Raw genomic sequence first — 14,550 nt, forward strand, 5'->3', positions numbered from 1 at the left:
AGACCGTAAGACATAGATGTACACCGTTGTTAACGTTCACAGTCTTGCTCCGTGCGAAAGGGCTGACCATGACCTTCACGTGGCGGGCGGGCCTCGCCGCCTGCGCCACCGTCCTGCTGGGGGCGACCGGGGTGGTCGCCGCGAGCACGTCCGGCGCCGCCGCGGCCGGCAACCGGTTCCGTACGGTCACCGACTTCGACCCGGGCTGGCTGTTCCACTACGGCGATGCCGTCGGCGCCAGTGCCGCGTCCTATGCCGACGGCAGCTGGCGCAAGGTGAGCGTGCCGCACGACTGGAGCATCGAGGGCCCCAACCCGCCGGCCAACCCCTTCTCGCAGAGTGCGCCGAGCACCGGTCGCGGCGGCTACCTGCCCTCGGGCATCGGCTGGTACCGCAAGCATTTCTCGCTCGCCGGGGTGCCCGCCACCCGCCGGGTCTTCATCGAGTTCGACGGGGTGATGGCCAACGCGAGCGTGTACGTCAACGGCACCCTCGTCGGCACCCACCCGTACGGATACACCGGCTTCCGCTACGACATCACGTCCGCCGTCACGCCCGGCGACGCCGACAACGTCATCGCCGTCAAGACCGACACCACCCAGCAGCCGGCCGAGCGGTTCTACACCGGCGCCGGGATCTACCGCGATGTCCGCCTCGTCGCCACCGACCCGGTGCACGTCGACCAGTGGGCCACCTACGTGACCACGCCGAACGCCACCGGCGTCCATGCACAGACCACAGTGGTCAACAGCGGCGGCACCGCGGCCGACGTCAGCGTCCGAGGCGTGCTCACCGACCCGGACGGCACGGCGCTGGCCCCGGTCACCACCGCGGTCCGGAGCATCGCCGCGGGCGCCTCGGCCGTTTTCGGCTACGACCTCCCGGTGAGCCACCCGAAACTCTGGGACCTGCAGCATCCCAACCTGTATTCGCTGACCACGGAGGTGAACGTCGGAGGCGCCACGGTCGACGACGACATCACCCCGGTCGGCATCCGCAGCCTCACCTTCAGCGCCTCGACCGGGATGAGCCTGAACGGCAAGACCGTGAAGTTCCAGGGCGTCGCGCTGCACCAGGACTACCACGGGCTGGGCATGGCGGTCCCGCAGCGCGCCATGCAGCGGCGGCTCGCCGAGCTCAAGGCCCTCGGTGTCAACGCGATCCGGACGGCGCACGACCCGCCGAGCCCGGCCTTCCTGGACCTGACCGACCGGATGGGCTTCCTGGTCCTGGACGAGTTCTTCGATGTGTGGACGGCGCACAAGTACGCGGACGCCGGCGACTACGCCACCTACTTCAACAAGACCGCGTCCACGCCCACCGGCACCCCGGCGGTGCCCGGCGCGACCGGCTCGGTGCCCTGGTACCAGGTCGACGAGACCAGCATCGTCATGCGCGACCGCAACCACCCCAGCGTCGCGATGTACAGCACCGGCAACGAGATCCGCGACTCCCTCGCCACCCGGACCCCGCTGCTCACCCGGATGGTCTCCATCGCGCACGCCGCCGACCCGGGCCGGCCGGTCACCCAGGCGCTGTTCCGGCCCGGCGACAGCGGTGACGTCACCGGCGCTACCCGTACCATCGTGGACGTCTTCGGCGGCAACTACCGGCCGGACGACGTCATCCAGGCGATGGGCATGTCGCCGGCGCGGCCCGGCCTGTTCACCGAGATAGGCACCGCCACCTCGAACTGGACGACGGTCAAGAACAACCCCGGCGTCACCGGCCTGTTCGTCTGGACCGGCGCCGCGTACCTCGGCGAGGCCGACGGGCTGTGGCCCAACGCGGAAAGCAGCTTCGGCCTGATCGACGGGGTGGGGACGGTCCGGCCGATCGGCTACTCGTGGCAGGCCGCGTGGGGCGCGCCGGCCACGGCACCGCCGGCCACCGGAAGTACGGCGGCCAAGGTGCTGCTCACCCCCGACCACAGCAGCGTTTCGACCGACCACAACGACATCTCGTACGTGCGGGCGACCGTCGCCGATTCGTCCGGCCGGGTGGTCACCGGCTCGTCCGCCCCGATCACCTTCACCGTCAGCGGGCCGGGCGTGCTTGTCGCGGTCGACAGCGGCAGCCCGGCGCAGGAGAGCTTCCGCGGCACACAGCGAAAGGCATTTCAAGGAATTGCGTACGCGCTGATCCGCGCCACCGGCTCCGGCGCCATCACGGTCACCGCCTCCGCCGCCGGCCTGACGCTCGGCACCACGTCGCTGTCCGGCACCACCGCGCCCTTCGTCCCCTGCTCGGGAAGCTGCGACTGAGGCGCTAACCGGCGGGGCCGCGGTCGTCGAGGATGCGCTTGACGGGCACGGCGTCGCCGAGCAGGCCGGCCGCGCGCCGGATGACGGCCTCGCCGATCTCGGTCAGCGCGTCGAGTTGCTCGGGCTCGAGCGCGTCGATAACGAGGTGGCGGACCGCCTCGACGTGGCCCGGGGCCGCCTCGGTCAGCTTCGCGCGGCCCGCCTCGGTCAGCTGGGCGAGATTGCTGCGCTTGTCGGTGGGGGAGGCGACCCGGCGGACCCAGCCCGCCTCCTCCATCCGGGCCACCGCGTGCGACAGCCGGCTCTGCGACCAGCCCAGCATCTCGGCCAGGAGGCCCATGGACACCGCCTGTCCCTCGCGCCGGGAGAGGGCGACCAGGATTCCGTACGAGGCGTGCGGGATCTGCGCGTCGCGCTGGAGCTGACGGTCCAGCGCCAGCTCGACGGTGCGCGACATCCACAGCAGCGCCTCCCAGGCGCGCGCCTCCCGGTCATCGAGCCACTGCGGTTCCGGCATGGTCTCATCCTACCCGAGTACTTGAACTCTCATATAAATCGGCTACGGTTTGCATGAACGTTCAAATAAACCAGGAGGCCGCTATGACCGTCACCTCTCGACCCGCCGGCTCGTCCGTCGGCCGCACCATCGGCTCCGTGGCCCTCGCCACCGTCGTCGCCGCCGTCGCGGCGGGCCTGACGACCGTCGTGATCGCCCTGATCGCCCGGGCCCTGGGCGCCTCGCACGACTTCCAGCCGCTGCAGCCCGCCAGCTACCTGCCGCTGACCGTGCTGGGCGTGCTCGCCGGCGCGATCGGCTGGCAGGTCATCCGCCGCCGGGCGACCCGGCCCGCGGCCGTTCTCCGGTGGCTCGCCCCGGTCGTGGTCGCCCTCTCCCTGATTCCGGACATCGCCGTCGGCGCCGCCGGCACCAGCCCGGGCGTCAGCTGGGGCGCCGTCTCCGCCCTGATGCTCATGCACCTGACCGTCGCGGCCACGGCCGTCCTGGTGTACCGGCGGTTCATGCCCGTGCGGTGAGCTCGCGGCCGGCCCGCCGCGCCCGTCCGACGGTGCGCCGGGCCGGCCCCGAGCGCCTGTGAAACGATTAAGTGCAAGGTTGCCAATGTTACGGGCGTCCCTTGACGGAGCTGGCAGGCGACGCCTACATTCTCGGATCATCCACAGGCATCAATCCTGCCTCATTGCTTAAGCGCTTAAGTTCACGGCCGCGCTTCCCTGCTCCGGGAGATGGCATATGAAGAGACGATCCGCGGTCCTCGTGGTCGCCGCACTGCTACTTGCCGTGACCGGCTGCTCCGGCGGGAGCAACGACGGGGGCACCGCCTCCGCCCCGGCGGATCCCACCAAGGTGAGCGGCGACATCACCGTCCTCACCCACAAGACCGATCTGGCCGCCGACGGCACCCTCGCGCGGTACGCGGCCGAGTTCAACAAGGTCTATCCCAACGTCCACGTCAAGTTCGAGCCGATCGCCGACTACGAGACCGACGTCAAGGTGCGCCTCAACAGCGACAGCTACGGCGACGTGCTGATGATCCCGGCGTCCGTGCCGACCGCCGACTACCCGAAGTTCTTCGCCCCGCTCGGCGCGCCGGACCAGCTCAAGCAGAAGTACCAGTTCATCGACAAGGGCACCTACGACGGCCAGGTCTACGGCGTGGCGATCAACGGCAACGCGACCGGCATGGTCTACAACAAGAAGGTCTGGGCGCAGGCCGGGATCACCAAGTGGCCGGCCACCACCGACGAGTTCCTGGCCGACCTGCAGGCGATCAAGTCGAAGACGTCCGCCACCCCGGTCGACACGATCTATCACGAGGGCTGGCCGCTGACGGTGTGGCAGAGCTACCTCGGCGAGCTCAGCTGCGATCCGAACGCCCAGGACGGTCTCGCCGCCGACACCTCGCCGTGGGCGCCCGGCAAGGAGCTCAACCGGATCGACACGCTGCTCTACAACGTGGTGCACGACAAGCTCACCGAGGCGGACCCCACCACGGCATCGTGGGACGCCGCGAAGAGCGACATCGCCTCCGGCAAGGTCGGCACGCTGGTCCTGGCGTCGTGGGCGATCTCGCAGATGAAGGCCGCCGCGAAGACGGGCGGCGGCGACCCGGCCGACATCGGCTTCATGCCCTTCCCGGCCCAGGTCAACGGGCACTTCTGCGCGCTCGTCGCCCCGGACTATCAGGAGGCGGTGAGCGTCCACTCGCAGCACAAGGAGGCCGCGCGCGCCTGGCTCGACTGGTTCGTCGACAAGAGCACGTACGCGCAGGACCAGGAGCTGCTCCCGACGCTCAAGTCGGCGCCGCTGCCCGGCACGATGAAGGCGTACCAGGAGGCGGGGGTCCAGTTCATCGAGGAGAACCAGGCCAAGACCGCCACGGTCACCTCGATCGACAAGGAGTCCGAGGTCGGCCTGGCCACTCCGGACTATCGCCAGCACATCGTCGACATGGCGCGGGGCGCCGCGGCCGGCAGCCTCGACTCGTACTTCGCGGAGCTGAACAAGAAGTGGGCGGCCGGCGTGAAGACCGCGGGTTCCTGATCTTCCCGGAGAGGCGACATGTCTGATCAACGCCGCTGGGTCGCGCGGCTGACCCCGTGGTTCTTCCTCGCGGTGCCGCTGGCCTTCCTGGTCACCTTCACCTATGTGCCGGCGGCGAACCTGGTGGCGTACAGCTTCACGAAGTGGGACGGTTTCAGCCCGGCCAAGCAGTTCGTCGGGCTGGACAACTACGCCCAGCTGTTCACCCGGCCGGACCTGTTCCGGGTGTTCTTCGTCTGCCTCTACTACCTGGCCGCGGCGGCCGTGCAGGTCGGGCTGTCGCTGTACTTCGCCACGGTGCTGAGCTTCAACGTCCGGTTCCGGAACTTCTTCAAGGGCGTGCTGTTCTTCCCGTACCTCGTCAACGGCGTCGCGATCGGGTTCATCTTCCTGTACTTCTTCCAGCCCGGCGGCACCCTCGACTCGGTGCTGCGCCTGGCCGGCGTGCACGGTCAGCATCTGTGGCTGGGCGACCCGGACCTGGTGAACTGGTCGCTGGCCGGGGTCTCGGTGTGGCGGTACACCGGGCTCAGCTTCGTGCTGTTCCTGGGCGCGATCCAGTCGATCCCCGCGGAGCTCTACGAGGCCGCGGAGATCGACGGCGCCAACCGCTGGCACCAGTTCCGGCACCTGATCCTGCCCGGGATCCGGCCGACGCTCAGCCTCACCGTCATCCTCTGTGTCTCGGGTTCGCTGTCGGTGTTCGAAATCCCGTTCATCATGACCGGCGGCGCGAACGGCAGCACCACGTTCGTCATCCAGGCACTCAAGCTGGCCTTCCAGTTCAACAAGGTCGGCCTCGCCTCGGCCGCGGCGCTCGTGCTGCTCCTGTTGGTCCTGCTGGTCACCTGGGTGCAGCGGCGCATCGCACCGGACGAGGGGGTGACGGCGCTGTGAGCCGGCATGGGCATACCTTGAGCCCGGCGGGCAGGGCGGCGGTAGGTGCGAAGTACCTGTCCCTGGTGGTCGCCTCGGTGGTGACGCTGTTGCCGCTGCTGGTGATCTTCATGGCCGCGATGAAGACCGAGCGGGAGCGGGCCACGAGCGGGCCGCTGGACCCGCCGCACGACTGGTTCAACATGCACAATTTCGCCTTCGCGTTCACCCAGGGCGGCATGCTGACCGCGCTGGTGAACACGGCGATCATCCTGGTGGTCTCGGTGACCGGGACGGTGTTCATCGGCTCGATGACCGCGTACGCGATCGATCGGTTCCGGTTCCGCCTCCGCGGTCTGGTCCTCTGGGCCTTCCTTCTCGCCTCCGTGGTGCCGCCGATCACCACCCAGGTGGCCACGTTCCAGATCATCAACGGAATGGGCCTGTTCAACACGCGGCTGGCCCCGATCGCGCTGTACCTCGGCACCGACATCCTGTCGATCATGATCTTCGTACAGTTCATGCGATCGATCCCGGTGTCGCTGGACGAGGCGGCGCGCATCGACGGCGCGTCGACGTTCCGGATCTACCGCACGATCATCCTGCCGCTGCTCAAGCCGGCCATCGCGACCGTCGTCATCATCAAGGGCGTCTTCGTCTACAACGACTTCTACGTCCCGTTCCTGTACATGCCCTCGCCCGACCTCGGCGTCATCTCCACCTCGCTGTTCCGGTTCAAGGGCCCGTACAGCGCGCACTGGGAGATCATCTGTGCCGGCACTGTCCTCGTCATCCTCCCGACCCTGGCGGTGTTCTTGTTCCTGCAACGCTTCATCTACAACGGCCTCACGATGGGCGCGACCAAATGACGCCCCTCGACCTGCACGGCGAGGTACCGGCTCGGCTGGTCGGGGTTCGCGCCCCGGCCACCGTGCCCGGCTGTGTCCATCTCGACCTGCTCGGCCTCGCGACGGCGACCGTATGGGCCGGGGTGGCCGCCCGGGGCGTGACCACCTGGCTGCTGCCCGCCGCCGTGCGCGAACCGGGCGATCCGGCCCTGCGCAGCGCCAACCAGCTCCGCGACGGAGGAGGGACGCAGTGAAACGGCCGACCATAGCGGAGATCGCGGCGCGCGCCGGCGTCTCGACCGGGGCCGTCTCGTACGCGCTCAACGGCCGGCCCGGCGTGTCCGCGGAGACCCGCCGCCAGATCCTCGAGATCGCCGACGAGATCGGCTGGCGGCCCAGCGTGGCGGCCCGGTCGCTGTCCGGGTCCCGCGCGCACAGCGTCGGCCTGGTGATCGCCCGTCCCGCCGACACCCTCGGCGTCGAACCGTTCTTCATGCGGTTCATCGCCGGGCTGGAGGGCGAGCTGTCCCGGCAGAGCATCGCCCTGCTCCTGCAGGTCGTCGACGACCACCGCGCGGCGATCGAGGCGATCCGGCTCTGCTGGGCCGAGCGGCGGGTCGACGGCCTCGTGCTCACCGACCTCTACTCCGACGACACCCGCATCCCGCTCATCGAGGAGCTGCGCATACCCGCCGTTCTGGTCGGCGGCCCCCGATCCGACACGCGGACCCCGGCCGTGTGGACCGACGACCGCGCCGCCGTCACGGCCGCGGTCGACTATCTGGTGGCGTTGGGGCACCGGCGGATCGCGCGGGTGGCCGGCCTGCCCGCGCTGGAACACACGCAGGTGCGCGTGGCGGCCTTCCGCGACGCCATGCTGGGACACGGCTTGGCGGAGCCCCCGGTGGTCGAGACGGACTACAGCTGGGAGGAGGGCGCCGAGGCCACCCGGACGCTGCTGTCCCGCCGCGACCGGCCCACCGCCATCATGTTCGACAACGACGTGATGGCGGCCGCCGCGCTGAACGTCGCGCAGGAGATGGGCGTCGCCGTCCCGGACGACCTCTCCGTCATGGCCGGCGACGACTCCCAGCTCTGCATGCTGGTCCGGCCGGCGCTCACCGCGCTGGCGCGCGACATCCAGGCGTACGGGCGGCACACCGCGCGCGTCCTCCTGCAGGCCATGGAGGGCAGTTCGCCCGGCTCGGAACCGGAGAGCGCCACCCGGCTCGTCGTCCGCGGCAGCACCGCCCCGCCGCCCCCGGCGTGAGGGGACGCCCGGTCACCGGGGTGGGGCGACGCTGCCGCGCTTGACGAGCCAGGTCTCCACGACGGTCTCGGCCGGCGCGGCGGCGCCGTCGCGGATGCGCCGGACCGCGGCCTCGACGGCGGCGGTGCCCATCAGCGCCGGGTCCTGCCGGACCGTGGTGAGGTCGACCGAGGAGAGGCGCGCGATCGGCGAGTCGTCGAAGCCGGTGAGCGAGACGTCCTCGGGGATGCGGACGCCGGCCCGCAGCAGGATCTGCAGCACGCCGACGGCGGTGTGGTCGTTCGGGGTGACCACGGCCGTGGGTAACTCGGCCCGCTCCAGCAGCTGGCGGGCGGCGGCCGCGCCGGCCTCCTCGAAGTAGTCCCCGCGGCGGTACCTGCCGGGCACGGACAGCACGTCGGCGGCCAGTCCCAGCCGCTCGGTGGCCCGGTCGTAGCCCTTGCGCCGGACCGCGGACGCCGGCATCGCGGCCGGGTCGACATACGCGATCTGCCGGTGCCCGGTCTCGGCCAGATACGTCACCATGTCGTCGATGCCCCGGTCGCCCGAGGAGCGCACGACGTCGTAGTCGGCGTTGCGCATCCGGGACCCGACGTCGACGACCGGCACGACCGCGCGCCGGCTGAGCGCCCGCATGCCCGCGTGGCCGAGGTGCGAGCCGATGACGACGAGGCCGGCGCACCGGTGCCCGAGGAGTTCGTCGGCCGCTTCGTCGGTGGATCGCCCGGCGGTCTGCGCGCTCAGGATCACGTCGTACCCCTCGGCGGACGCGGCCGAGTAGATGTGCTCGACCATCTCCAACTCGGTGGAGTGGGCCGGCGCGAAGATGACCCCGAGGTCGGTGCTGTGGGTGCGCCGCAGCGACCGGGCGGCCACGTGCGGGCGGAAGCCGAGCTCCGCGGCGGCCTCGCGGACGCGCCGGCGGGTCTCCTCGCTGGCGCCCGGCGCGTCCCGGAAGACCAGCGAGACCAATTGCCGGGAAACGCCGAGATGCGCCGCGATGTCGGCCATGGTCGGGGGGCGGGACGGGCGATCGGGGCCGCCGGTCATGGGCCACCTCCGCTCGGTCGGGCGCGCCGGGCGTGCCAGATGGTCAGACTATCCCCTCGCGGGCGGGCCGACTTTGTCTTAACAAACTCTTGACACCGACTAGCACGTGCCAGTTGTATGTGATCGGCAACACCCCACGCATGACGTCTCCGAGGCGCCGCATCCGCGCGGCAACCACAGCCCTAATTCGTCATCTCTCCGGCTCCCCTCAGCGCCGGAGACCAGCATGTCCGCGGAAAAGGTACGGACGATGCGCCGTATCTGCGTAGACCCCATCTTCTCGGGAAGGAACCTCGATGACGACACATAGAACGCGCGGTGCCCGCCTCGTCGCCCTGGCCGCGGCGATCACCCTCGCCGCCACCGCCTGCAGCAACGGCGGCCGGGACAAGACGGCCGACGACAGCACCAGCGGCGGCGGCAACGCGGCCGGCAGTTCCGGCTTCACGATCGCGATGATCACGCACGAGACCCCGGGCGACACCTTCTGGGACAAGATCAAGGCCGGCGCGCAGCAGGCGGCCAAGGACACCGGCGTCACGCTCAAGTACTCCAACGACCCGGACGCCACCAAGCAGGCCGTGCTGATCCAGAACGCGATCGACTCCAAGGTCAGCGGCATCGCCACCACGCTGGTCACCCCGGACGCCCTCGCCGGCTCGGTCAAGGCGGCCAGGGACGCCGGCATCCCGCTGGTCGGCTTCAACTCCGGCATCGACCAGTACCAGAAGCTTGGCGCGCTGATGTACTTCGGCTCCGACGAGAACCTGGCCGGCAACACGGCCGGCAAGCGGATCCTGGCCGCCGGCGCCAAGCACCCGCTCTGCGTGATCCAGGCCCAGGGCTCGGTCGCGCTCGAGGCCCGCTGCGCCGGGGTCAAGGGCGTCATCCCGGCCACCGAGAACATCAACGTCAACGGCGCGGACGACTCGGCCGTGGTGTCGACACTGCAGGCCAAGCTCGCGCAGGACAAGTCGATCGACTACCTCGTGACGCTCGGCGCACCGATCGCCATCGACGCGCTGAAGGCCATGGACCAGGCCGGCAGCTCGGCGAAGCTGGTGACCTTCGACCTCAACCAGGAGGCGGCGCAGGACATCAAGGACGGGAAGATCGAGTTCTCGATCGACCAGCAGCCGTACGTCCAGGGCTACATGGCGGTCACCTCGCTCTACCTGTACCTGAAGAACGGCAACGACATCGGCGGCGGCAAGGCGGTGCTGACCGGCCCGTCCTTCGTGGACAAGACGAACATCGACACGATCCTGCCGTTCACCAGGAACAACACCCGCTGACCGCGCCGGCGGGGCGGCGACCCGCCGCCCCGCCGGACAGGTGGGGACGCTGGCCGGGTCGGTGACGGTCGGGGTTCCTGTCGTCCGTACAAAATCGGCCAGGACCGCGTCCGGGGGTAGTTGCGGGGCCGCGCCGGCTGAAGGTCAACGAGACGTGCCGGCCCAGCCCGGTGGCGGCCGGGTCTCGCTCGGGAAGCACCTGCCCGGCCCGCTCGGCCTGGTCTGGCGCTTCATCGGGGCGCCGAGACACGCCCGCTTCCGCGCCGCGCGGGACGGGCATGAACGCTGACCCTCCGGCCCCTGCCGCCGACGAAGTCGCCGTGCGCCCGGGGCGTCACGGCGACTTCGAAACGGTTGCGGGCGGTCAGCCCTGGGCGAGCCAGGCCTTGACCTTGTCCGGGTTGGCGTCGACCCACTTCTTGGCGGCCTGGTCGTCGGTCAGCTTGTCCACGGCGATGGACCGGGCGACCGAGTTCTGGTCCTCATTGGTCCAGTTGAACGCCTTGACGAGCTTGTAGGCCGGGCCGTTGGCGTCGGCGAACTTCTTGCTGACGACCTTGTTGAGGTCGTACGGCGGGTAGTCGCAGGCGACCTTCGCCGGGTCCGCGTCGCAGCCCGTGGTGTACGGCGGCAGGTTGACCTTGACGAGCTTGACCTCGTTGAGGAACCACTGCGGCTCGTAGAAGTAGGCGAGCAGCGGGGTCTTCTTCGCCTCGGCCTGCCGGAACGACTGGATCAGCGCGGTCTCGCTGCCACCCTCCACCACCTTGAAGTCGAGCTTGAGGTTCTTGACCAGGGCCGCGTCGTTGGTCACATAGGACGGGTCGCCGTCGAGCAGCTGACCCTTGTCCCCGGACTCGGAGGTCTTGAACATCGATGCGTACTTGTTGAGGTTCTTCCAGTCGGTGATGTCCGGGTACTGGGTGGCCATCCACGGCGGCACGTACCAGCCGATGATGCCCTTGTTGCCGGTCTGGCCGGCGTCCACCGCGGTCTTCTGCTCGTCGATGTACTGCTTCACCAGCTCGGGGTGGCCCCAGTTCTCCAGGACCGCGTCCACCTCGCCGGTGCCGAAGCCCTGCCAGGAGATCTGCTCCTTGAGGTTCTTCTTGGTCACCTTGCAGCCGAGGTTCTTCTCCGCGACGTAGGCGACGACGGCGGCGTCCGCCTCGTAGCCCACCCATGGGTTGACGGCGAGGTTGAAGGTGCCGCAGTTGGCTGCCTGGGCGGAGGAGCCGCCGCCGCTGCTCGTCGCGCCCACTTTCGCACCGCCGCAGGCGGTCAGGGCCAGTGCCGTGATCGTTGCGGTGGCCGCGACGGCCAGCCTTCGGGTTCGTATCACTGTCATGTCTCAATGGCCCTTCGATTTGTTCGACTGTTGGGCGGCTCGGGCGATGCGATCGAGCATGATACCGAGCAGCACGATGGCCACTCCGGCCGCGAGACCCTTGCCGTAGAGCGATCCCTGGGAGAAGCCGGCGACCACGTCGTAGCCGAGCGCGCCCGCGCCGACGAGCCCGCCGACCACGACCATGGAAAGGACATAGATGAGGCCCTGGTTCGCGGCAAGCGTCAGCGATTGCCGGGACATGGGCAACTGGACCTTGGTGATCATCTGCCAGGTGCTCGAGCCTGCGGCGGTCGCGGCCTCGACGGTCGTGGCGGAGATTCCGCGTACGCCATCTGAAATGATCTTGATGGCGACCGGCGCCGCGAAGACCACCGCCGCGACGATCGCGGTGAACCGGCTGGCCGCGAAGAGCGCCAGGAACGGCACCAGGTAGACGAAGGCCGGCATCGTCTGGCCGGCGTCGAGGATCGGCCGGATGATCCGGTCCGCGTGGCGGTTGCGGCCCATCCAGACCCCGAAGACCACGCCCAGCACCATCACCATGACGGTCGCGACGATGGTCATGGCGAGCGTCGTCATGCTGTCCTGCCACAGGCCGGTGCCGATGATCAGGCCGAGGCAGATCGCGGTGGTGACGGCGGCGCGCACCCCGCCGAGCAGCACGGCGAGCCCGACCGCCACCGCGCCCACCAGCCACCACGGCGACTCGACGAGCAGCGCCTGGAGCGGGTTGAGCAGCACCGAGGTGACCAGGTTCTTGAAGGCCGCGGTGGCGCCGGAGAGGTCGTTCTGGGCCCACGTGGTGACCGAGTCGGCGCCCCGGCGCAGGGCGCTGCCGACGTCGAGGCCGTCCGGGAACTCGGCCGCCCACACGTACGTGTAGGAGAAGTAGCAGCAGACCACGGCGGCGATGCCGCCGCCGGCCACCAGCAACCGGCGCAGCCGGCGGGCCGGGGCGGCCACCCGTACGCGATCGCTGGCCGCGGTGGTCACGCGGTCGAGCACGATCGCCATCACCACGATCGCCAGGCCGGCGTTGAACGCCGTACCCACGTCGAGGGTCTGCAGCGCCTGGACGACCGTCTGGCCGAGGCCCGGCGCGTCGATGAGGGCGGCGATCGTCACCATCGACAGCGCCGCCATGATGGTCTGGTTGATGCCGAGCACGATGGTGCGCCTCGACAGCGGCAGCAGCACGCGGGTGAGCCGCTGCCAGCCGGTCGCCCCGAGCGAGTCGGTCGCCTCGATCGCGGCCGGCGGCACCGAGCGGATGCCGTGCGCGGTGAGCCGGATCGCCGGCGGCATCGCGTAGATCAGCGTCGCGATCACCGCCGAGGCCGGTCCGATCAGGAACAGCAGGGTCAGCGGGGCCAGATAGACGAACGTGGGCATCGTCTGCATGAAGTCCAGGACCGGGGTCACCAGCCGGTTGAACCGGTCGGACAGGCCGGCCCAGATGCCCAGCGGGATCCCGAACAGCAACGAGATCAGCACGGCCGCGATGGTCAGCGCGAACGTGTCCATGCTCTCCTGCCACAGGCCCTGCAGGCCGAAGAACACGAAGCCGCCGGCGGCGAGCAGCGCCACCCGCCAGTTTCCGAAGACCCAGGAGACGTACGTGACGACGGCCACCACGCCGAGCCAGCCCAGCAGCGGCACCGGGCGGCCGAACCACTCCTGCGAGATCAGCGCCTGGATGAACGTGACCAGGCCGTCGATCACGGCCCGGATCTCGTTGAAGAAGTACAGGAAGATCGGGCTGGTGTTGCGGTTGGCGCCGACCGTGTCGTTGACGTGGTTGAGCCAGCGGTGCAGCGGTGTCAGGTCGGCCGGGGCGAGGCTCAGCGTGGCGGTGCCGTGCGTCGGGAACCAGACGACGACCCACGCGACGAGCACCGCGGCCACCTGGGCCGGCCTGCCCAGGCGCCGGAGCAGCGGGGTGCGCGGCGCGGCGACCGCGGTGGTCGTCGTGGTGGTGGCCATCAGACTCCCGCCTCCACACCGGCCACGACGGCCAGGATCTCCTCGTTGCCCACGACGCCGAGCAACTCGCCGTCCTTGACCACCTTCACCGGCCGGTCGGAGGAGAGCACGGCCCGGACGGCGTCCCGGACGATCACGTCGGGGCCGAGCTCGGGGCCGTCCAGCTCGTCGTCGGCGCGCTGGTCCCGCATGATCCAGCGCAGCGTGAGCACGTGCGAGCGGGCCACGTCCCGGACGAAGTCGCGGACGTAGTCGTCGGCCGGTGCGCCGACCAGGTCGGCGCCCGTACCACACTGGATCATCTTGCCGTCGCGCATGATCAGGATGCGGTCGCCGAGCTTCAGCGCCTCGGACAGGTCGTGGGTGATGAAGACCATCGTCTTGCCGACCTCGTGGTGCAGCCGGATGACCTCGTTCTGCATGTCCCGGCGGATCAGCGGGTCGAGGGCCGAGAACGGCTCGTCGAAGAAGAGCACGTCGGGGTCGCCGGCCAGCGCCCGGGCCAGGCCGACCCGCTGCTGCATGCCGCCGGAGAGCTGGTCGGGGTAGGAGTGCTCGTACCCGTCCAGGCCGACCAGCTCGATGACCTCCATGGCCCGCCGGGTGCGCTCGGCCCGGCCGGTGCCGCGGATCTCCAGGCCGTACGCCACGTTGTCGACCACCTGCCGGTACGGCAGCAGGCCGAAGTGCTGGAAGACCATCGAGAACTTGCGCCGGCGCAGGTCGCGCAGCCGCTTCTTGTCGGCGCCGAGGATGTCCTCACCCTCGAACACCACCTCGCCGGTGGTCGGCTCGACCAGCCGGGTCAGGCAGCGGACCAGCGTGGACTTGCCCGACCCGGAGAGTCCCATGACGACGAAGACCTCGCCGGGCGCGACGTCGAAGGAGACCTCCCGCACCGCCGCCGTGCAGCCGGTCTGCTCGATCAGCTCGCGCCGGGAGAGCGCGCACAGGTCGGGCGAGCGCGGCACCTGCTCGGCCTTCTGCCCGAATACCTTCCACAGTTCACGAACCGAGATGACCGGCGACGAGGTCTCCGTGGTCATACCG

14 protein-coding genes are annotated in these 14,550 nt (G+C 69.9%); 9 read left to right on the forward strand and 5 right to left on the reverse strand.

The features are described 5' to 3' along the window. The first annotated feature begins 68 nt into the window (after positions 1 to 68). The gene (locus IH26_RS0102635) at positions 69 to 2,264 is read left to right on the forward strand and encodes a glycoside hydrolase family 2 protein (RefSeq protein ID WP_030434468.1); all 2,196 of its coding nucleotides are present in this window, start codon (positions 69 to 71) and stop codon (positions 2,262 to 2,264) included. Positions 2,265 to 2,268: 4 nt separating this feature from the next. Here the strand turns inward: IH26_RS0102635 and IH26_RS0102640 are convergent, their stop codons facing one another. After that, positions 2,269 to 2,781 carry a MarR family winged helix-turn-helix transcriptional regulator gene (locus tag IH26_RS0102640; RefSeq protein ID WP_051807315.1) on the reverse strand — a complete coding sequence of 171 codons (513 nt, stop codon included), beginning with the start codon at positions 2,779 to 2,781 and terminating at the stop codon, positions 2,269 to 2,271. 83 nt (positions 2,782 to 2,864) lie between these two features. On the opposite strand from IH26_RS0102640, the gene IH26_RS0102645 reads away from it, so the two are divergent. The 6 genes from IH26_RS0102645 to IH26_RS0102670 all read left to right on the forward strand — a co-directional run bounded on the left by IH26_RS0102645 (position 2,865) and on the right by IH26_RS0102670 (position 7,821). Beyond that, the gene (locus IH26_RS0102645; protein WP_034213389.1) at positions 2,865 to 3,299 is read left to right on the forward strand and encodes a DUF6069 family protein; all 435 of its coding nucleotides are present in this window, start codon (positions 2,865 to 2,867) and stop codon (positions 3,297 to 3,299) included. Between the two features lie 217 nt (positions 3,300 to 3,516). Beyond that, positions 3,517 to 4,827, forward strand: a complete 1,311-nt coding sequence (locus IH26_RS0102650) for an ABC transporter substrate-binding protein (RefSeq protein WP_030434471.1) — start codon at positions 3,517 to 3,519, stop codon at positions 4,825 to 4,827. Between the two features lie 18 nt (positions 4,828 to 4,845). After that, complete coding sequence (locus IH26_RS0102655) at positions 4,846 to 5,724, forward strand: carbohydrate ABC transporter permease (protein WP_051807316.1); 879 nt, start codon at positions 4,846 to 4,848, stop codon at positions 5,722 to 5,724. A gap of 17 nt (positions 5,725 to 5,741) precedes the next feature. Then, the gene (locus IH26_RS0102660) at positions 5,742 to 6,572 is read left to right on the forward strand and encodes a carbohydrate ABC transporter permease (protein WP_030434473.1); all 831 of its coding nucleotides are present in this window, start codon (positions 5,742 to 5,744) and stop codon (positions 6,570 to 6,572) included. Further along, the gene (locus IH26_RS62595; protein ID WP_030434474.1) at positions 6,569 to 6,805 is read left to right on the forward strand and encodes a hypothetical protein; all 237 of its coding nucleotides are present in this window, start codon (positions 6,569 to 6,571) and stop codon (positions 6,803 to 6,805) included. The genes IH26_RS0102660 and IH26_RS62595 overlap by 4 nt, the downstream gene beginning before the upstream one ends. Then, a complete protein-coding gene (locus IH26_RS0102670; RefSeq protein WP_030434475.1) occupies positions 6,802 to 7,821 on the forward strand; it encodes a LacI family DNA-binding transcriptional regulator in 1,020 nt (339 codons plus the stop codon). Before IH26_RS62595 ends, IH26_RS0102670 begins: the two co-directional genes overlap by 4 nt. A 12-nt stretch (positions 7,822 to 7,833) precedes the next feature. On the opposite strand, the gene IH26_RS0102675 is transcribed toward IH26_RS0102670, so the two are convergent. Further along, a complete protein-coding gene (locus IH26_RS0102675; RefSeq protein ID WP_034213391.1) occupies positions 7,834 to 8,871 on the reverse strand; it encodes a LacI family DNA-binding transcriptional regulator in 1,038 nt (345 codons plus the stop codon). Positions 8,872 to 9,167: 296 nt separating this feature from the next. On the opposite strand from IH26_RS0102675, the gene IH26_RS0102680 reads away from it, so the two are divergent. After that, the gene (locus IH26_RS0102680; protein ID WP_030434477.1) at positions 9,168 to 10,166 is read left to right on the forward strand and encodes a sugar ABC transporter substrate-binding protein; all 999 of its coding nucleotides are present in this window, start codon (positions 9,168 to 9,170) and stop codon (positions 10,164 to 10,166) included. 154 nt (positions 10,167 to 10,320) lie between these two features. Beyond that, positions 10,321 to 10,455: a hypothetical protein gene (locus tag IH26_RS63770; RefSeq protein WP_281179672.1), complete on the forward strand. Its 135-nt coding sequence runs from the start codon at positions 10,321 to 10,323 to the stop codon at positions 10,453 to 10,455. 75 nt (positions 10,456 to 10,530) lie between these two features. Here IH26_RS63770 and IH26_RS0102690 read toward each other — a convergent pair whose 3' ends face one another. From IH26_RS0102690 to IH26_RS0102700, 3 genes are read right to left on the reverse strand one after another with little or no spacing between them, the layout of a single operon-like run. Further along, positions 10,531 to 11,514, reverse strand: coding sequence for an ABC transporter substrate-binding protein (locus IH26_RS0102690; RefSeq protein WP_030434478.1), 984 nt, complete (start codon positions 11,512 to 11,514; stop codon positions 10,531 to 10,533). A gap of 3 nt (positions 11,515 to 11,517) precedes the next feature. Further along, positions 11,518 to 13,500: an ABC transporter permease gene (locus tag IH26_RS0102695; RefSeq protein WP_030434479.1), complete on the reverse strand. Its 1,983-nt coding sequence runs from the start codon at positions 13,498 to 13,500 to the stop codon at positions 11,518 to 11,520. Then, on the reverse strand, positions 13,500 to 14,546 hold the full coding sequence (locus tag IH26_RS0102700) for a quaternary amine ABC transporter ATP-binding protein (protein ID WP_030434480.1): 1,047 nt from the start codon (positions 14,544 to 14,546) through the stop codon (positions 13,500 to 13,502). Before IH26_RS0102700 ends, IH26_RS0102695 begins: the two co-directional genes overlap by 1 nt. Positions 14,547 to 14,550: the final 4 nt, after the last annotated feature.

This window comes from Actinoplanes subtropicus (assembly GCF_000721705.1).
GTDB lineage: Bacteria > Actinomycetota > Actinomycetes > Mycobacteriales > Micromonosporaceae > Actinoplanes > Actinoplanes subtropicus.